The sequence below is a fragment of the Bradyrhizobium sp. WSM2793 genome (assembly GCF_000379585.1).
In the GTDB taxonomy this organism is placed as follows: domain Bacteria; phylum Pseudomonadota; class Alphaproteobacteria; order Rhizobiales; family Xanthobacteraceae; genus Bradyrhizobium.
Genome location: NZ_KB902788.1, coordinates 57,610 through 76,140, shown reverse-complemented (window position 1 = coordinate 76,140; position 18,531 = coordinate 57,610). Strand labels below are relative to the sequence as shown.

Annotated in this window: 19 protein-coding genes and 1 pseudogene; 1 reads left to right on the top strand and 19 read right to left on the bottom strand. The window is 65.0% G+C overall.

What is annotated here, in order from left to right:
* Positions 1–96: 96 nt before the first annotated feature.
* The 7 genes from A3AS_RS0122005 to miaA all read right to left on the bottom strand — a co-directional run bounded on the left by A3AS_RS0122005 (position 97) and on the right by miaA (position 6,945).
* Positions 97–699: a LysE family translocator gene (locus tag A3AS_RS0122005; RefSeq protein ID WP_018319724.1), complete on the bottom strand. Its 603-nt coding sequence runs from the start codon at positions 697–699 to the stop codon at positions 97–99.
* A gap of 7 nt (positions 700–706) precedes the next feature.
* On the bottom strand, positions 707–1,597 hold the full coding sequence (locus A3AS_RS0122000; protein ID WP_018319723.1) for an EamA family transporter: 891 nt from the start codon (positions 1,595–1,597) through the stop codon (positions 707–709).
* A 45-nt stretch (positions 1,598–1,642) separates the two neighbouring features.
* On the bottom strand, positions 1,643–2,338 hold the full coding sequence (locus tag A3AS_RS0121995) for a class I SAM-dependent methyltransferase (RefSeq protein WP_018319722.1): 696 nt from the start codon (positions 2,336–2,338) through the stop codon (positions 1,643–1,645).
* Between the two features lie 3 nt (positions 2,339–2,341).
* Positions 2,342–2,884 (bottom strand): acetolactate synthase small subunit, encoded by a 543-nt coding sequence (gene ilvN / locus A3AS_RS0121990; RefSeq protein WP_011089241.1) that lies wholly within the window; start codon positions 2,882–2,884, stop codon positions 2,342–2,344.
* Positions 2,885–2,907: 23 nt separating this feature from the next.
* Positions 2,908–3,879, bottom strand: coding sequence for a threonine dehydratase (locus A3AS_RS0121985; protein ID WP_018319721.1), 972 nt, complete (start codon positions 3,877–3,879; stop codon positions 2,908–2,910).
* Between the two features lie 4 nt (positions 3,880–3,883).
* The gene (locus tag A3AS_RS0121980; protein ID WP_018319720.1) at positions 3,884–5,659 is read right to left on the bottom strand and encodes an acetolactate synthase 3 large subunit; all 1,776 of its coding nucleotides are present in this window, start codon (positions 5,657–5,659) and stop codon (positions 3,884–3,886) included.
* A 329-nt stretch (positions 5,660–5,988) separates the two neighbouring features.
* Positions 5,989–6,945: a tRNA (adenosine(37)-N6)-dimethylallyltransferase MiaA gene (gene miaA, locus A3AS_RS0121975; RefSeq protein WP_018319719.1), complete on the bottom strand. Its 957-nt coding sequence runs from the start codon at positions 6,943–6,945 to the stop codon at positions 5,989–5,991.
* A gap of 11 nt (positions 6,946–6,956) precedes the next feature.
* On the opposite strand from miaA, the gene serB reads away from it, so the two are divergent.
* Positions 6,957–7,862, top strand: coding sequence for a phosphoserine phosphatase SerB (gene serB / locus A3AS_RS0121970; protein WP_018319718.1), 906 nt, complete (start codon positions 6,957–6,959; stop codon positions 7,860–7,862).
* A 161-nt stretch (positions 7,863–8,023) separates the two neighbouring features.
* Here the strand turns inward: serB and A3AS_RS0121965 are convergent, their stop codons facing one another.
* From A3AS_RS0121965 to A3AS_RS43695, 12 genes and pseudogenes are all read right to left on the bottom strand, one after another.
* Entirely contained in the window at positions 8,024–9,541 is a 1,518-nt protein-coding gene (locus A3AS_RS0121965; protein ID WP_018319717.1) for a Do family serine endopeptidase, read from the bottom strand.
* Between the two features lie 141 nt (positions 9,542–9,682).
* Complete coding sequence (locus tag A3AS_RS0121960; RefSeq protein WP_018319716.1) at positions 9,683–9,889, bottom strand: DUF2065 domain-containing protein; 207 nt, start codon at positions 9,887–9,889, stop codon at positions 9,683–9,685.
* 72 nt (positions 9,890–9,961) lie between these two features.
* Entirely contained in the window at positions 9,962–10,858 is an 897-nt protein-coding gene (gene hflC, locus A3AS_RS0121955) for a protease modulator HflC (protein ID WP_018319715.1), read from the bottom strand.
* On the bottom strand, positions 10,855–11,991 hold the full coding sequence (gene hflK, locus A3AS_RS0121950; protein ID WP_018319714.1) for an FtsH protease activity modulator HflK: 1,137 nt from the start codon (positions 11,989–11,991) through the stop codon (positions 10,855–10,857). Before hflK ends, hflC begins: the two co-directional genes overlap by 4 nt.
* A 153-nt stretch (positions 11,992–12,144) precedes the next feature.
* Positions 12,145–12,657 carry a dihydrofolate reductase gene (locus A3AS_RS0121945; RefSeq protein WP_018319713.1) on the bottom strand — a complete coding sequence of 171 codons (513 nt, stop codon included), beginning with the start codon at positions 12,655–12,657 and terminating at the stop codon, positions 12,145–12,147.
* Positions 12,657–13,142 (bottom strand): GNAT family N-acetyltransferase, encoded by a 486-nt coding sequence (locus A3AS_RS0121940; protein ID WP_018319712.1) that lies wholly within the window; start codon positions 13,140–13,142, stop codon positions 12,657–12,659. The genes A3AS_RS0121945 and A3AS_RS0121940 overlap by 1 nt, the downstream gene beginning before the upstream one ends.
* Before the next feature lie 5 nt (positions 13,143–13,147).
* Positions 13,148–13,942: a thymidylate synthase gene (locus A3AS_RS0121935; protein WP_018319711.1), complete on the bottom strand. Its 795-nt coding sequence runs from the start codon at positions 13,940–13,942 to the stop codon at positions 13,148–13,150.
* Positions 13,943–14,113: 171 nt separating this feature from the next.
* A complete protein-coding gene (locus A3AS_RS0121930; RefSeq protein WP_018319710.1) occupies positions 14,114–15,094 on the bottom strand; it encodes a tripartite tricarboxylate transporter substrate binding protein BugD in 981 nt (326 codons plus the stop codon).
* 124 nt (positions 15,095–15,218) lie between these two features.
* The gene (locus tag A3AS_RS0121925; RefSeq protein WP_026202241.1) at positions 15,219–16,733 is read right to left on the bottom strand and encodes a tripartite tricarboxylate transporter permease; all 1,515 of its coding nucleotides are present in this window, start codon (positions 16,731–16,733) and stop codon (positions 15,219–15,221) included.
* A 7-nt stretch (positions 16,734–16,740) separates the two neighbouring features.
* On the bottom strand, positions 16,741–17,502 hold the full coding sequence (locus A3AS_RS0121920; protein WP_018319708.1) for a tripartite tricarboxylate transporter TctB family protein: 762 nt from the start codon (positions 17,500–17,502) through the stop codon (positions 16,741–16,743).
* 95 nt (positions 17,503–17,597) lie between these two features.
* Positions 17,598–18,109 (bottom strand): annotated as a pseudogene (locus tag A3AS_RS0121915) (chromate transporter).
* Positions 18,106–18,450: a chromate transporter gene (locus A3AS_RS43695; protein WP_018319707.1), complete on the bottom strand. Its 345-nt coding sequence runs from the start codon at positions 18,448–18,450 to the stop codon at positions 18,106–18,108. The pseudogene A3AS_RS0121915 and the gene A3AS_RS43695 overlap by 4 nt, the downstream one beginning before the upstream one ends.
* Positions 18,451–18,531 lie beyond the last annotated feature (81 nt).

Below are 18,531 nucleotides of genomic sequence, written 5' to 3'. Positions count from 1 at the left end.
CTCAAGTCTTGGACGGTGAAATTTGCGGATTTCGGGGGCTGTCTAGAGCATTTTCAGCCGGCTGGGAAACCCGTTTCTGCATGGAAATCCGCGACATCATGCATCCATGAAAACGGGGTAGAGGGAGGCCAGCAGCAGGATCGCCATCAGGATATTGAAGGCGCGGACCAGCCGCTCCGAGGTCAGGACCGGCCGCAATGCGGAGCCGAACAGGGCCCAGACCACGGTCGAGACGGTGCCGACGATCAGGCTGATCACGGTTTGGATCGCGATGTTGAGCGGAAATTGGGCGATCGCCGCATAGGCGGTGATGGTGCCGATGACGATCACCCAGCCCTTGGCATTGATCCATTGGAACATCGCCGCGCTCCAGAAGGTCATCGGACCGCGGCCATCCCCCTCGCCCGGCTTGGCCGGGCCGGACATGGCGATCGCGACGGCAAGATAGATCAGGTAGGCGGCACCGGCATATTTCAGGATGGTCTGGAGGATCGGATAGGCCAGGAACACGGAGCCGAGCCCGAGGCCGACGGCGGCGACCATGAAGGCGAAGCCGAGGACGATGCCGACGATGTGAGGAACGGTGCGCCGGAAGCCGTAGGTCAGGCCCGAGGACAGCAGCATGATGTTGTTCGGCCCGGGCGTGAAGTACATCACGACCATGAAGATCAGGAAGGCATAGAGCAGCGACTGGGACATGCTCACCTCACGCCGTTTTCGGCAACGGTTCTTCGGGTAACGCCTTGGGCCGCTTCGCCAGCACCATCACCGCGATACCACCGATCACGGTCAGCATGCCGGCGAGCCGCAAGGGTCCGAACCGCTCGCCGAACACGATGCTGGAGGCGGCCGAGCCGACGAACGGCACCAGCAGCGCAAACGGCACCACTTGCGCGGCGGGATAGTCGCGCAGCAGCCGGCCCCAGAGCCAATAGGCGATGCTGGTCGAGATGCCGCCAAGCGCCAGCATGCAGAGAGCCGCTGTCAGCGTTATGTGGCTCAGCGATGTCCATGTCGGCGCAGGGCCATTGGCGATCAGCGCCAGCACGAACAGCGGCACGGCCGCGGCGAGGCACAGCCATGCGAACAGTTCGAACATCGGCACGCCGCGGGCGCCGCGCAGCAGCAGATTGCCGACGGCAAAGCTGATCGGCGAGATCATCAGCACCGCAAACGCGGCGACGCTGAAATCATAGCCGACCGTACCGCAGATCATCAGAAGGCCGATCGCAGCGATACCAACGCCGAGCGCCTGCATCGGCGTCGGCCGCTCGCCAAAAGCGATCGCGGCAAAGCCGATCGTGAACAGCGCCTGGCTCTGCACGACGACGCTGGTCAGCCCCACCGGCACGCCATGGGCGATGCCATAGGCCTGGCTCAGGAATTGACCGAGGAACAACGTAAAGCTGATCGCGATCAGCAGCGACCAGGCGATTTTGGGCTTGCGGATGAACAGGCACGGCAACGCGGCGATGGAAAAACGCAGCGCCGTCATCAGCTCCGGCGAAAGCTCGTCGAGCGCGATCCGGCTCGCCACGAAGGCAAGTCCCCAGATGATCGCCACCAGGATGGCGATGAGGATATCGGCCGGCTTCATTGTTGTTCTCGGTTCTGCCCTGTCGTGCAGCCCTGTTGTTGTCGTCTAGCCTTGCTCGCCGGCTCTTGGTTTGCGCAGCAGATAGGTGCCGTGCATCGGTGCGTGGTAATCGGCCGAGACCAGCGTGAAGCCGACGTCGGTCAGCATCCGCTCCATCACCCAGCCGAAGGTGGAGTATTCGTCGCGCATATGCGTGACGACGCCTTCGCGCGAAAAATCGTGGTTCTTGATCTGGTAGTCGGCCCATTGCTCGACGTCGCGCTCGATCGCGTCGGGCATGGAGGCATAGACGATGTCGCGCAGATAGAAGCTCGCGCCCGGCTTCAGAGCCCGATAGATTCGCGACATCGCCACCGCCTTCCAGAAATCCGGCAGGTGGTGCAGCGTGAATTCGCTGACGATCAGGTCGTAGGATTCCGGCCGATAGGCGAAGCTGAGCAGGCCGGCGGACTGTGTGCGCACGGGCGCCTTGCGATCACGCGCGTAGATCTCGGCAAGCGCCAGCATTGCCGGCGAGATATCGATGGCGTCCACCTCCGCGCCCAGCAGTGCGGCTTCGGTCGCCAGAACGCCGTTGCCGCAGCCGATGTCGGCGATGCGCCAGCCGCGCTGGACTCCCAGCATTTTCAGCGCGGCGCGCGCCCGCAGATCGGCATCGTCGTGGGCGTCGTAGATCGAGGCCACCGCGGGCTCGATCCCCATCCGGTTCCGCTCGTTATAGTACCAGTCGCGCGCCAGCATGGTTCACATCCCCTCAGGCCCGCGGCCGATCGCGGCAACGCCGGTGCGCGACACCTCGACGAGGCCGAGCGGGCGCATCAGGTCGATATATTGATTGATCTTGTCCGTATTGCCTGTGATCTCGAACACAAAGCTCTCGGTCGTGGCGTCGATCACCCGGGCGCGGAACGCATCCGCGAGCCTGAGCGCCTCGACCCGATGCTCGCCCTGCCCGCGCACCTTCACCATCGCCAGCTCGCGCTCGATCGAACGCTTGGTCTGGGTCATGTCGACGACCCGGTAGACCGGGATCATGCGGTCGAGCTGGTGCTTGATCTGCTCGATCACCATCGGCGTACCCGTCGTGACGATGGTGATGCGCGACAGGTGCTTCTGGGCCTCGGTCTCCGAGACCGTGAGGCTCTCGATGTTGTAGCCGCGGCCCGAGAACAGGCCGATGACGCGCGCGAGCACGCCCGGCTCGTTCTGCACGAGCACCGAGAGCGTATGCGTCTCGTTGGGATCGTGCCGATCCTCGATGAAGTAGGCGGATGCGGGCTGGTTCATTGTCGTCCCCTCTTGTCTCTTCCTCACGCCATCGCTGACGCGTCCGTCCCGACCCAACGGCGGAACAGATCGAAATCGATATTGCCGCCGGACAGCACGAGACCGACGCGCTTGCCCTTCAACTTGCTCTTTTCCTGAAGCGCCGCGGCGAGCGCGGCTGCTCCCGCGCCTTCGGCGAGATTGTGCGTGTCGGTCCAGAGCGCACGGATCGCGGCCGCGACCTCAGCGTCGGTGACCTCTACGATGCGTGAGGCACGCTTGCGGATCAGCGTGAATGCCTCCGCGTCCGGAATGCGCGTCGCCATGCCGTCGGCGAGCGTGTTGCTGGTTTCGGTCGTCACGATCTTGCCGGCCGCAAACGACAGCGCGTAGGACGGAGCTTCGGTCGACTGCACGCCGACGATCTCGGTCTTCAGGCCGAGCAGGTCGCGCGCCATGATGCAGCCGCAGATGCCGGAGCCCTGCCCGATCGGCACATAGAGCATGTCGAGGTCCGCCGCGGCCTTGAACAGCTCAAGCGCATAAGTGGCGACGCCGAGCACAAGGTCGGGGTGGAACGACGGCACCATATGGAGCCCGGCAAACTGCGCGCGGCGCTCGGCTTCCTCACGCGCGGCCTGGAAATCCTCGCCATGCTCGACGAGCTCGGCGCCAAAGGCCTTCATCGCGCGATTCTTCTCGGCCGAATTGCCGCGCGGCACGTAGATCAGCGCGGGCACGCCGTGGCGGCTCGCCGCGAACGCCAGGCTCTGGCCGTGATTGCCGCGCGTCGCCGAGATGATGCCGGGAATATTCGGCTGCTCGCGCTTCAGCCGCTCGAGATAGACCAGCCCGCCGCGCACCTTGAAAGCCCCGATCGGCGTGTGGTTCTCGTGCTTGACCACGACCTGCGCGCCGAGCCGCTCGGCGAGCAAAGGCCAGGCGTGCGCCGGCGTTGCCGGCACCGCCTGCCCCACGATCGCATGTGCGCGCTCGAGCTCGGTCAGGTCGAACATGGCCTCACACCAGCGCCTTGCCGCCGGCGAACGCCTTGGCGGTGGCCTCGTCGTTGGCCTGCTCCGGCAACAGCATCTCGTTGTGCGCCTTGCCCGAGGGGATCATCGGGAAGCAGTTTTCGAGCGCGGCGACGCGGCAGTCGAACAGCACCGGGCGCTTGACCGAAATCATCTCCTGGATGGCGCCGTCGAGATCGCCGGGCTTGTGGACCTGGATGCCGACGCCGCCATAGGCTTCTGCGAGCTTGACGAAATCCGGCAGCGCCTCCGAGTAGGAATGCGACAGGCGGTTGCCGTGCAACAGCTGCTGCCACTGCCGCACCATGCCCATGTACTGGTTGTTGAGGATGAAGATCTTGATCGGCAGCTCGTACTGAACCGCCGTCGACATCTCCTGCATCGTCATCTGCACCGAGGCATCCCCCGCAATGTCGATGACGAGGCTGTCGGGATGGGCGACCTGCACGCCGACCGCCGCCGGCAGGCCGTAGCCCATGGTGCCGAGACCGCCCGAGGTCATCCAGCGATGCGGCTCCTCGAAACCGAAGAACTGCGCCGCCCACATCTGGTGCTGGCCGACTTCCGTCGTGATGTAGGTATCCCTGCCGCGCGTCGCCTCGAACAGGCTCTGGATCGCGTGCTGCGGCAGGATCACCTCGTTGCTCTTCCGGTAGTAGAGCGAGTTGCGGGCGCGCCACTGCGCGATCTGCTGCCACCACGCCTTGATGTCGGGCTTCTTCGCCTCGGCCTTGAACACCTGGAGGATGTCGCCGAGGATGTTGCCGCAGTCGCCGATGATCGGCACGTCGACGCGGATGTTCTTGTTGATCGAGGATGGGTCGATGTCGATATGGATCTTCTTCGAGCCCGGCGAGAACGCATCGACGCGGCCGGTGATGCGGTCGTCGAAGCGCGCGCCGACGCACAGCATGACGTCGCAATCATGCATCGTCATATTGGCTTCATAGGTGCCGTGCATGCCGAGCATGCCGAGCCAATTCTTGCCCGACGCCGGATAGGCGCCGAGGCCCATCAGCGTCGAGGTGATCGGGAATCCGGTGACCTCGACCAGCTCGCGCAGCAGCTTGGTCGCCTCGGGGCCGGAATTGATGACGCCGCCGCCGCTGTAGATCACGGGGCGCTTGGCATGGGCCAGCAGTGCGACGGCTTTGCGGATCTGCGTCGCATCTCCCTTCACGCGTGGCGCGTAGGAGCGGTGCACGTCGGATTTGCGCGGCGGATGATAGGTGCCGGTCGCGAACTGCACGTCCTTGGGGACGTCGACCAGCACCGGGCCGGGACGGCCGGAGGTCGCGACGTAGAAAGCTTCGTGCAGCACTTTGGCGAGATCGTTGACGTCGCGCACCAGCCAATTGTGCTTGGTGCAGGGACGCGTGATGCCGACGGTGTCGCATTCCTGGAACGCGTCGTTGCCGATCAGATGCGTTGGCACCTGGCCGGAGATGCAGACCAGCGGGATCGAATCCATCAGCGCGTCGGTGAGCGGCGTCACCATATTGGTGGCACCGGGGCCGGAGGTCACCAGCGCAACGCCCGGCTTGCCGGTCGAGCGCGCATAACCTTCTGCGGCGTGGCCGGCGCCCTGCTCGTGGCGGACCAGGATGTGCTGGACCTCGCTCTGCTGAAAGATCTCGTCATAGATCGGAAGCACCGCGCCGCCGGGATAGCCGAAAATGTCGGTCACGCCATGATCGATGAGCGCGCGAACGATCATCGCAGCGCCGGTCATCTGGTTCGGATCGTGGCTCTTGTCGCTCATTGGCTTGCTCCGGATGCGCTGTTGTCAGCGGCTTCGTTCGTGTCTGGTTCGGGAAATAAAAAAGGCCCCGAAGAGGGCCCAGCACACCGCCTGTCATGTGGGTGGCAGCTAGCCACCCCCGGCGGTGTGCCTGGGTACGACGGCGATAAGGAGTTTGGTAATAATGTTACGCATGGCGGGCGCCCGGCTTCCCAAAGGTTGCGCGAAACATAGCGGCCAAAGCCCGGATGTCAAGGCGATGCGGCCGTCCCGCGCGATTTTGGCAAGTGTAGCGGTGTTCCCCGGGTTCGGCGAGAGGTAAATTCGGGAACCCGGACGGAAAAAGCGCCTCAGGCGGGGTCGCGGGCCGCGTTCACAATGGCGGCGAGCCATCCCCTCGCCTCCCCGGGCTTCACCCATTCGAACTCCGGCAACTGGTGCCGGAACCAGGTGAATTGCCGCTTGGCGTAGTGGCGGGTGTCGGCGCGGCCGGTGGTGGCGGCCTGCTCCAGGCTGAGCTCACCGCGCAGATGCCGGATCAGGGCCGGCACGCCATGAGCCTTCATCGCCGGCAGCAGCGGATCGAGGTTTCTGGCGACGAGCTGCTCGACCTCCTTCAACGCACCGGCGCCCAGCATGGCATCGAAGCGGGCATCGATACGGGCATAGAGCTCGTCCCGTTCGGGTGCGAGAAATATCGCGCGAAAACTGTCCTTCGGCAGCAGCGGCGGCTGGCCCTCCTGGTGCCAGTCGAGCAGCGAGCGGCCGGTCGCCTCGACCACTTCGAGCGCGCGCGCGATCCGGGTGCGGTCACGCAGGTTCAATCGCTCGGCCGCACTGGGGTCGCGACGCGCCAGTTCCGCGTGGAGCGCCTCGACGCCGTTGCGTTCCAACCGCGCGCGCACGTCCTCGCGCACCTCGGCAGGGATTGGCGGCACCACGGAGAGCCCCGCCGTCAGTGCCTTGAAATAGAGCCCGGTGCCGCCGATGAAGATCGGCAGACGGCCTTCCGCTTTTGCCTCGTCGAGCGCCTTGGCGGCATCACTCACCCAGGCACCGGCCGAAAAATTCACGGCTGCATCGACATGACCGTACAGGCGATGCGGCGCGCGCGCTTCCTCGCTTTGTGTGGGGCGCGCCGTGATGATGCGCAGGTCACGATAGACCTGCATGGAATCGGCATTGATGACGACCCCGCCCGTGCTGAGGGCAAGCTCCAGCGCCAGCGCCGACTTGCCGCTGGCGGTCGGGCCTGCGATAAGCACGGCCTTGCCAACATGGCTTCTGCTGACTTGCCCCTCGCTCACGAAAACCTCAAATGTCCCTCGTCGCCACGCTGATCTGCAATCCCAACAATCCCGCGCTCGACTCCACCATCGTCGATGGCGCCCGCGCCGTGCTGCCCCAGGCAGCTCCCGCGCACTGGCTGTTCGACGGGGTTGCGGTCGACATTCCCTTCGGCGCCGACAGTAACCTCGAAGCCGACCGTCACGCCATCGAGCAGCGGCTCCGCGAGCTTCGCGGCGACCTGCCCGTCGACATCGTCGTGCAGCCAGTCGGCGCCCGGCGCAAGAAGCTTTTTCTCGCCGACATGGATTCCACCATGATCGGCCAGGAATGCATCGACGAGCTTGCCGATCTCGTCGGGATGAAGGCCCACGTGGCCGCCATCACCGAACGCGCCATGCGCGGCGAGATCGAGTTCGAGCCGGCACTGCGCGAGCGCGTCGCGCTGCTGAAGGACCTGCCCGCCGGCGTGGTCGATGAGGTGCTGGCCAAGCGCATCACGCTGACCCCGGGCGGCCGCGAACTGGTCGCGACCATGCGCAAGCACGGCGCCTATACCTGCCTCGTCTCCGGCGGCTTCACGCTGTTCACGACCGCGGTCGCCGCCAAGATCGGCTTCCAGGAGAACCGTGCCAACGAGCTGGTCGTGCGCGACGGCAAGTTCACCGGCGAGGTGAAGGAGCCGATTTTGGGGCGCGCGGCGAAGCTCGCGACGCTGGTGGATCTGATGGAGTCGTTCGATCTCGACGACATCGATTCGGTCGTGGTCGGCGACGGCGCCAATGATCTCGCAATGATCCAGGCCGCGGGGCTGGGCGTCGCCTATCACGCCAAGCCGGCCGTAGCGGCGGCTGCGGCGGCGCGGATCGATCACGGCGACCTCACCGCGCTGCTGTATGCGCAGGGGTATCGGCGGGACGAGTTCGTGGAGGGGTAGCCTCTTGCCGCATGCTCAGCGGCCGTAGGGTGGGCAAAGGCGCAAAGCGCCGTGCCCACGATCTTTCTCCGACGGCGACAGGTGGTGGGCACGCTTCCGCCTTCGCTCTTCGAGCTACGGCGGACAAGTCGCTTTGCCCACCCTACGGCACCGGCCAGCGACTACTGCACGCTCAGCGCCACAAACCGCAGCTCGCCGTCGGCGTTCGACACCAGCAGCAGCACCGACTTCTTGCCGTCCTTCTTGAGCTGGTCGACCCGCTTCTGGATGTCGGCGCCGCTGGAGACGGCCTCCTGCGCGACCTCGACGATCACGTCGCCGGCGGAGAGGCGCTTCTCGGCGGCGTCGGAATTCGCGTCGACATTGGTGACGACCACGCCCTTGACGCTCTCCTTGATCTTGTAGCGGCTGCGCAGATCCTTGTTCAGCGCCGCAAGATCAAGGCCGAGCGCCTTCTGCGTCACCGGCTTCTCGGACGCGGGCTCGTCGGTCTTCACCGCGGCCTGCACCTTCTCTGGATCCTGGAGGCGGCCGAGGGTGACCTTCTTGGTTTCTTCCTTGCCCTTGCGGATGATGATGACGTCGACTTCCTTGCCGACCGCCGTGTCGGCGACGACGCGGGACAGGTCCTTCGGATCCTTGACGTCCTTGCCGTCGAACTTGACGACGACGTCGCCCGGCTCGATGCCGGCCGGCTTGGCCGGGCCCTTGTCGTCGACGCCCGCAACCAGCGCGCCGCGCGCCGGCTTGATGCTGAGGCTCTCGGCGATCTCGTCGGTGACGCTCTGGATCCGCACGCCGAGCCAGCCGCGGCGCAGCTCGCCGAACTGACGGAGCTGGTCGACGACGCCCGCAACCGTCTTCGACGGCACCGCGAAGCCGATGCCGATCGAGCCGCCCGAGGGCGAGATGATCAGCGTGTTGACGCCGATGACGTCGCCATCGAGGTTGAACAGCGGACCGCCGGAATTGCCGCGGTTGATGGAGGCATCGGTCTGGATGTAGCTGTCATAGGGACCCGAGGAGATGTCGCGGTTCTTGGCCGAGACGATGCCGGCCGTCACCGTGCCGCCCAGGCTGAACGGGTTGCCGATCGCGACCACCCAGTCGCCGAGACGCAGCTTGTCGCTATCGCCGAACTTCACCGCGACCAGCGGCTTGGTCGGCTTGAACTTCAAGACTGCAAGGTCGGTCTTCTTGTCGACACCGACCAGCTCGGCCTTGATCTTGGTACCGTCGTTGAGGATGACGTTGATCTCGTCGGCATCCGCGATGACGTGGTTGTTGGTGACGACGACGCCCGATGTGTCGATGATGAAACCGCTCCCGAGCGAGTTGGTCTTGCGCGGCGGCGGGCCGCCGTCGCCGCGCTCGCCACCCTTGCTGCTGCCGCCCGGACCTTTGCGGTTCTTGAAGAAGTCGTCGAAGAACTCCTCGAAGGGCGAGCCGGGCGGCAATTGCGGCATGGCGTTGCTGCCGCCGCCCTTGGCCTCGACGGTCTGTGAGGTCGAGATGTTGACGACCGCGTCGATCACCTTCTCGGCGACGTCGGCGATGCCCTCCGGTCCGCGCGCATAAGCCGGCGAGCCGAACGCGCTGACAGCAGCGACGGCGAGCGCGGCCAGCCCAATTCGCACACCAAGTCGCGAGCGGGACGGGGCAATGGTGGCAGCGGTCATTGTGATCTCCAGAGAGAGGGATTCGGCGCCAGACTGCGCTTGACGGGGGGACGGCGCAAGCGCGCAGGTTAATGGGCCTCAACACCCCGATAATACGGCGAAAACCGGTCTCTCGCCTTCACTTTGGCGTTGGCACGCCGCCTAAATGGGGCGCCGCATGACCCAGATCAGGACCAGGCCGACGATGGCCGAACCGATCCCGACCGCCCGCAGGATGTTGTCCGGCGTGGCGATGGCGCTCTTCATGGCCTTGCGCATCCAGTTGGGACTTGCCGCGAACATCAAGCCTTCCAGCACGAACAGGATGCCCAAGCCGATGAGGAAGTCGGCGAACGCAATGGACCTCATCGGATTGGAACCTCCCGTTATGCTGTTCTTGTCTGGACGAAGGGCGGCGAGATCCGCCGCCCTTTGTCTAGCTTACGGCTTCGCCGGCGTCTCGGTCGCCGTCTTGCCGGACGGGTTACTGAAGTACCGGAAGAAATCCGAGTCCGGCCGCAGCAGAAAGCGGGTGTCGTTCGAACGCAGCCCGTTCTCGTAAGCCGTCATTGACCGGTAGAAGGCGAAGAAGTCGGCATCCTTGCTGTAAGCTTCGGCGAACAGGCGGTTGCGCTCGGCATCGCCGGCGCCCCGGGTCTGCTCGGCCTGCGAATTCGCCTCGGCGACGATGACGGTCGCCTCACGATCGGCCTTGGACCTGATCTCCTGGGCCTTCTGGCCGCCCTGCGCGCGGAACTCGGCCGCCTCGCGCTCGCGCTCGGTCTTCATGCGCAGATAGACCGCCTGGCTGTTCTGCTCCGGCAGATCGGCGCGGCGGATCCGGACGTCGACGACCTGGATGCCGTAGCCATCGGCCTCGCGATCGAGCTGGTCGCGGATGCGCTGCATCAGCTTCTCGCGGTCGTCGCGCACCACGTTGATGAAGGAGACCTCGCCCAGCACGCGGCGCAGCGCCGCGTTCAGCAGCGTGGTGAGCTGGATGTTGGCAGCCTGGATCGAGCCGACGCTCTGATAGAAGCGCAGCGCATCCTTGATGCGGTAGCGCGCGAAGGCGTCGACCACGAGCCGCTTCTGATCGGAGGCGATCGCTTCCTGCGACGGGTTCTCCAGATCGAGGATCCGCTTGTCGATGTTGATCACCGAATTCCACGGCGCCTTGAAGTGCAGGCCGGGTGCGGTGACGACGTCGACGGGCCGGCCGAACTGGAGCACGATGGTCTGCTCGGTCTGCTGCACCGTGAACAGCGACATGTAGCCGACGATCACGACCAGCAGGAGCCCAACCAGCGTGACGAAACCTGTGACCGGGGACCTCATCGGTTGCCTCCGCTCGACTGCGGACCGGTGGTAGGCGGCCGCTTGGTCGTCAGTTCGCCGAGCGGCAGATAGGGCACGATGCCCTGGCCCGAGGGCCCGCCGTCATAGACCAGCTTGTCGGCGCCGCCGAGCACGCGCTCCATCGTCTCCAGATAGATCCGTTCACGCGTCACGTCGGGCGCCTTCTTGTATTCCTCGTACACCTTCAGGAAGCGCGCGCTCTGGCCCTTGGCCTCGGCGACCGCCTGCTCCTTGTAGCCTTCGGCGTCTTGCAGGATCTTGGCCGAGCGGCCCCGCGCCTGCGGCACCACCTGGTTGGCGTAGGTCTGCGCCTCGTTCTGCAACTGCTCGAGATTGGCGCGCGCCGCCTGGACGTCGCGGAACGCGTCGATCACCTGCGCCGGCGGATCGACCTTCTGCATCTGCACCTGGGTGACCTGAATGCCGGCGCCATAGCTGTCCAGCGTCCTCTGGATCAGCTCCTGCACGCCCTGCTCGGTGACGTTGCGTGCGCCGGTCAGGATCGGCTGGATCTGCGAGCGGCCGATCACCTCGCGCATCGCGCTCTCGGAGACCGCCTTCACGGTGCCCTCGGGATTCTGGATGTTGAAGAGGAAGTCGCCGACGCCGTCCGGCTTGATGCGCCAGAGCACGGTGAAGTCGACGTCGACGATGTTCTCGTCGCCGGTCAGCATCAGGCTCTCTTCCGGCACGTCACGAATGGAGCGGCCGCGCCGCGCCGGATCGTCGATCAGCGTCATGCCGATCGAAATGGTGTTGACGCGCAGCGCTTTGGGCAGCAGCACTGTCTCGATCGGATAGGGCAGATGATAGTTCAGGCCCGGCTGCACGGTGCGAACATGCTTGCCGAAACGCAGCACGACGCCGAGCTCTTCGGACTGCACGCGGAAGAAGCCCGACAGCAGCCAGAACGCGACGATCAGCAGCACGATCAGCGTGATGCCGATGCCGGAGAAATAGCCTCCCGGCATGATCTGCTGGAGGCGGTCCTGGCCGCGCCGCAGAAGGTCTTCCAGATCCGGCGGCCTCGGCCCGACCGGTTGCGGGCCTGAGCCCCATGGTCCCTTCGGACCCGAGCCCCATGGGCCACCGCCCTGATTCTTCCACGGCATTCGACGCTCTCCTCGGCAGGGTGGAATTGCCCCCGCCCGCTTTGTCCGGTCCGGCTTTATAGGGGACAGGCAAGTCCCTTACAACGCAGCGGTGCCCGTCTTCCGAGCTATGCTCGGGCTCGAAAAAGTCAATGTAAACATTGACGAATGCGGTTAATGGCGCGGCCGCCGACGATATGTCACATAGGAGAAGTCGGCGCTGTCCTCGCCTGCGGCAGGATGGCGGACACGTCTCACCTCGTCCCATTCCGCCTTGTCGATGTCGAAATACGTGTCGCCTTCGGGTCGCGCATGCACTTCGGTGATTTCGAGGCGATCGGCGCGATCGAGCCATTGCCGAAAGATCTCGGCGCCGCCGATCACCGCGATCTCAGTGACCGAACGCCGCAGGGCATCGCCGCGCGCGACCGCGTCGGCGTCCGCGGCCGACGTCGTGACGATGGCACCATTGGCGCGATAACCCGCATCGCGCGTGATAAGGATGTTCGTGCGGCCCGGCAGCGGACGGCGGGGCAATGATTCAAAGGTCTTGCGGCCCATGATCACGGGTTTGCCGATCGTGAGCGCCTTGAAGCGCGCCATGTCGGATTTCAATCGCCACGGGATCGCGTTGCCCGCACCGATGACGCCGTTCTCCGCGATCGCAACGACGAAGACGATCTCCATCACGGCGCACTCCCGGCAAGCCGCGTCAGCGCCGGCCCGGTGACGCGGCACAGCGTCCAGTCGTCCATCATCACCGCGCCGAGCGATTTGTAGAACGCGATCGACGGCGCGTTCCAGTCGAGCACCGCCCATTGCAGGCGGGACCAGCCGTTATCGGCGCATTCCTTGGCCAGATAAACCAGCAGCGCCTTGCCGAGCCCCCTGCCGCGATGCGACGGCCGCACGTAGAGATCCTCGAGATAGATCCCGTGACGGCCGCTGAAGGTGGAGAAATTCGTAAACCAGACCGCGAAGCCGACCGGCTCGCCGTTCCACTCGGCGATCGCGCAATAGAGTTGCGGTCGCTCGCCGAACAGCGCATCGGCGATGTCGACCTCGGTCGCTTCGACCTCGTGCGAGAGTTTTTCGTATTCGGCGAGCTCTCGGATGAAAGCGAGAACGAGCCCGGCTTCGCCCGGGCGCACACGTCGGATGTTGAGCGACATCGGCGCTAAACCGCGACTTCCGCCTTGATGTGCGGATGCGGGTCGTAGCCGACGAGCTCGAAATCCTCAAAGCGGAAGGAGAAGATGTCCTTCACATCGGGATTGATCCGCATCACCGGCAGCGCGCGCGGCGCGCGCGTGAGCTGAAGCCGGGCCTGCTCCAGATGGTTGGAATAGAGATGGGTATCGCCGAACGAATGTACGAAGTCGCCGGGCTTCAGGCCGGTGACCTGCGCCACCATCATGGTCAGCAACGCATAGGAGGCGATGTTGAAGGGCACGCCGAGGAAGACGTCGGCCGAGCGCTGATAGAGCTGGCAGGACAGCTTGCCGCCTGCGACGTAGAACTGGAACAGGCAATGGCACGGCGGCAGCGCCATCTTGTCGACTTCGGCTGGATTCCACGCCGAGACGATCAGGCGGCGCGAGTCCGGATTGCGCTTGATCATGTCGACCACGTTCGCAATCTGGTCGATGCTGCGGCCGTCAGGCGCCGGCCAGGAGCGCCATTGATGGCCATAGACCGGGCCGAGATCGCCATTGGCATCCGCCCATTCGTCCCAGATGGTGACACCGTTGTCGCGCAGATATTTGATGTTGGTGTCGCCCTTCAGGAACCACAGCAGCTCGTGGATGATCGCCTTCAGCGGCAGCCGCTTGGTGGTCAGCATCGGGAAGCCGGCCGACAGATTGAAGCGCATCTGATGACCGAACACCGAGAGCGTGCCGGTACCGGTCCGGTCGGTCTTCTCGGCGCCGTCTGAAAGAATCCGCTCGAGCAGGTCCTGATACTGGTGCATGTGCGACTGAGCCTTTGGGGAGGCGGCGAACTTAGCGGCCGCCCCCGCGCTGCAACAGCGGCGATTCGCTGTCCGCTCCGATTATACCCGGAAAAGTGAGTGGTCCCGGCGCAAACGACAAGGGGCGGAACCCAGGTCCCGCCCCTTGCCCTATCGGCTTGATCGCACTGCCTAAGTTGCCGGCTTGAGCACCGGGGTCCATTTCGCGATCTCGTTCTTGACGAGGGTGGCCAGCGCCTCCGGCGTCCGCTCCGCAGGGCCCGGGATGACGCTGCCGAGCTCGAGCAGGCGCTTCTTCACGGTCTCGTCGTCGAGCGCCTTGCTGGCCGCAGCGTTCAGGCTGGCCAGAATCGCCGGCGAAGTTCCTTTGGGCGCGAACATCGCATTCCAGGCCTGGGCCTGGAATTTCGGCAGGCCCGCTTCTGCCGTGGTCGGCACGTTCGGCAGCGACGGATTGCGCTCCGGCGTTGCGATCGCATAGGCCTTGATGGTCCCGGCATTGATCTGCGGCACGGCGTTGACGATCTGGTCGCACATGTAGTCGACCTGCCCCGCCACCAGCGCGTTCATCGCAGGTCCCGTGCCGTTGAAGGGCACGCCGACCGGCTTGATGTCGAGGATCGAGTGCAGGAGCTCGCAGGAAACGTGCGAGACCGAGCCGACGCCGGCATGGGCAGCATTCACCTTCTCGGCGTTGGCCTTCACATAGGCCACGAACTCCTTCAAATCCTTCGGCGGAAAGTCCTTGCGCGCGAGGATCAGGATCGGGGTGCCCGCGAGCAGCGCGATCGGCTCGAAGTCCTTCTCGGGATGATAGGCGAGCTTCGGATAGAGCGGCACCGAGGCGGCATGCGTGCCCATATGCCCGGTGATGAGCGTATAGCCGTCATTGGCCGCGCGCGCGGCGCGGGTGGTTGCGGTGGTGCCGCCGGCGCCGACCACGTTCTCGATGATGATGCTCTGTCCCAGCGTCTGCGCCATATGCCCGGTGACGATGCGCGCGACGACGTCGGTCGGGCCGCCGGCCGCAAACGGCACGATCATGGTGATGCTGCGCGTAGGATAAGTCTGCGCCTCAGCCGGCGCAACAAAAGCGCACAGCGAGGCGAGCGCTGCGGCACATGCGCTCGTGAGCGCGCGAATGAAGGTCATGTCGATCCCCGTCGTTCCCTTGGACACAGCAAAATGCCGGCCCAAAGGCCGGCATTTTCATTTCACGAAGCCGTAACACAAGTCGATTCGACTTCCGAATGCGGCGCGCCGACGCAGGAGCCCCCTAGTTCTCAGACTCGGTGAACACCTGGTCCCGCTTCGACCGCAACACAGGCAGCACCGTGAGCAGCAGCAGGCTCGCCGCGATCGCGAGCAGCACCGCCGACAGCGGACGCGTCAGGAACACGCTCCAGTCGCCGCGCGAGATCAGCAGCGCACGGCGCAGGTTCTCTTCCATCAGCGGTCCGAGCACCATTCCGAGCAGCAGCGGTGCCGGCTCGAAATCGTGCTTGATCAGCCAGTAGCCGACGAGACCGAACACGCCGGCAAGGATGACGTCGACCGGCGCGTTGTTCACCGAGTAGATGCCGATCGCGCAGAAGATCACGATCGAGGGGAACATCAGCCGGTACGGCACGCGAAGCAACCGGACCCAGATTCCGACCAGCGGCAGGTTGATGATGATCAGCATCAGATTGCCGATCCACATCGAGGCGATCATGCCCCAGACGAGGTCGGGCTGCTTCTGCATCACCTGCGGACCCGGCACGATGCCATGGATGGTCATCGCGCCCACCATCAGCGCCATCACCGCGTTCGGCGGGATGCCGAGCGTCAGCAGCGGGATGAAGGAGGTCTGCGCCGCAGCGTTGTTGGCGCTTTCCGGCGCCGCCACGCCCTCGATCGCGCCGCGGCCGAACCGCGACGGGTTCTTGGCGAGCTTCTTCTCGAGCGTATAGGCCGCGAAGGAGGCGATGACCGCGCCGCCGCCGGGGAGGATGCCGAGGATCGAGCCGAGCACGGTGCCGCGCAGGATCGGCGGCGTCGAGTCGAGCAGGTCCTTCTTTGTCGGCATCAGGCCGGTGATCTTCTGCTGCACGAGATCGCGGTTCATCTCGGCGCCATGGTCGAGATTGCGGATGATCTCGGCGAAGCCGAACACGCCCATCGCCACCGTCGCAAAGCCGAGGCCGTCGGCGAGTTCTGGAATGTTGAAGGCCATGCGCGAGGCGCCGGTCTCGATGTCCGAGCCGACCATCGACAGCAGCAAGCCGAACACGATCATCGCGATCGCCTTCAGCACCGAACCCTTGGCCAGCACGACCGCGAAGATCAGGCCGAGCACCATCAGCGAGAAATACTCGGCCGGACCGAACGCCAGCGCGAGCTTGGTCAGCGGCGCGCCGAGCAGGGCAATCAGCACGGTCGCAACGCAGCCGGCGAAGAACGAGCCGATCGCCGCGATCGCCAGCGCCGGGCCGGCACGACCCTGCTTGGCCATCTGGTGACCGTCGATAGCGGTGACGACCGATGTCGCCTCACCTGGAATATTGACCAGGATCGACGTGGTCGAGCCACCATACTGGGCGCCGTAATAGATGCCGGCGAGCATGATCAGCGCGCCAACCGGCGGCAATCCGAAGGTGATCGGCAGCAGCATCGCGACGGTGGCGATGGTGCCGATGCCCGGGAGCACGCCGACCAGGGTGCCGACCAGCGCGCCAATCAGGCACATCAGCAGGTTGATCGGGGTCAGCGCGACGGCAAAACCGTGAGCGAGGTTGGCAAAGATATCCATCACACCCTCACTGGATCATGAAACGCGGGTACATCGGCATCGGCAACCCGAGCACGTAGGGAAAGAGGATCGCGCAGCCGATCGTCAGGCAGGCGCCGACGATGGCGGCCTCCAGCCAGCGCGTCTCATGCGACCCCGTCGCGGCGATCATGAAGCTCGCAAAGGCCGTGACCACGAGGCCGAGCGGCCGGATCGCCAGCGCGAAGAACAGGATCGCGGCCATCACGAACAGCGGCCCGCGCCACGAGTAATGGGCCATCGTCGGCCCATCGGTCAGAAGTCCGGTCAGGGCGATGCCGGCGGACAAGGCGACCAGCAGTCCGCCGAACATCCGCGGCGCGGTGCCGGCGCCGAAGGAGAAGCCGCGCATCCCCTGCAGATCGCTCGAGGCCCACAGCGCAAACAGGGCCAGCGCCATCAGGATGACCCCGCCGACATAGTCCTGCGCCGACCTGATGGTCATGAACAGCGTGACGATCGCGACCACGAAGATCGGATAGGAATAGATCAGCGCCAGCAGCACCTCGGACGACGCCTTCTTGGTGTCACCGGTGGCCGCTCCCATCAACGTACTGGGCGCACCGGCGAGCAACGCGGTGACGTGGCTGATCACGACCGTGGCCGGGCCGCGTCCCGCGCCCCAACCGAAAATCGTCCCTATCGACCAGATGAATTCGAAAATCTGCGGCGCAATCGCCAGCAGACAGAAGCCGAGCGCCACCTGGGTATTTCGGGTGGCTGTCGCCGTGTGGCCCATCGTATCGGCCATGCATGTCTCCTCCGCGACCGGTAAGTCACGAGCACTGTTGTTCTAAATCGGCTGGAACTGGGTCCCCCGCCCGGATCACTGCCTAGCGATTTTCATTACACAATGCCAGCAAAACCCAACAGTCCCCCGGCGAGCAGAAGCCAGAGTGGATTGATGCGCGAGACCGCGGCGATCACCGCAACCATTGCGGTCAGAAGCACTGCAGCAATTGTGCGATCGGTCGACTGGGCCAGGATCAAGGCACTTGCCGCCATCAATCCGATCGAAAGCGGAACCAGTGCAGCCTGGATCAAGCCGGGCCAGCGCGATTTGCTGGGCCGATTCAGGAGGCGGCTGACATAATAAGCAAGCAGCGCCGTCGGCAGGCACATCGCCAGTGCGCCGGGGATGCCGGCGACGGCATAGCCGATTAAGGTCACGATAAGCAGGTTCGGACCTGGCGAGAGCTGCGCGATCGCATAGGCGTCGGTGAACTGCTTGTCGGTCATCCAGTGATGCACCACGACCGCGATGCGGTGCATCGCGCCGCCGCGGCGCCGCCGACCGCGAACAGCGACACCAGTCCAAAGGTGGCGATCAGCGCCCAGATCGGATTCTCGAGCTTCATGCTGCTACTTTCCGCCGCAGGAAAATAGTGGCGCCGACACTGACGAGGATCGCGACCAGCAGCACCGCCGGAAGCGGCAGGCGAAGCACGCCGATGGCGAGAAACACGCCGGCCATCAGGATCAGTGCGAGGGGACCCGTCCGCTTCAGCAGCGGCGTCATCATGCGGACCACTACTGCGATCAGGAGGCCTACCGCCGCGCAGGAGATGCCGGCGAGGCTGCGGCGCAGCACGTCGAGGTCGCCGTAACGGGCGTAGATGATCGCAAGCACCGTCATGATCAGCGTCGGCGGCAGCAACAGGCCTGGCGCTCGGCCGGCCGGTGCTGAATCCTCGGACATCTCAGAAGCTTAGAACGCCGACCGCGACGTCGCTAAGGCCAGGCGCGCCTCCGTCCGGAACCTATCCCAAGGGAACTGCGC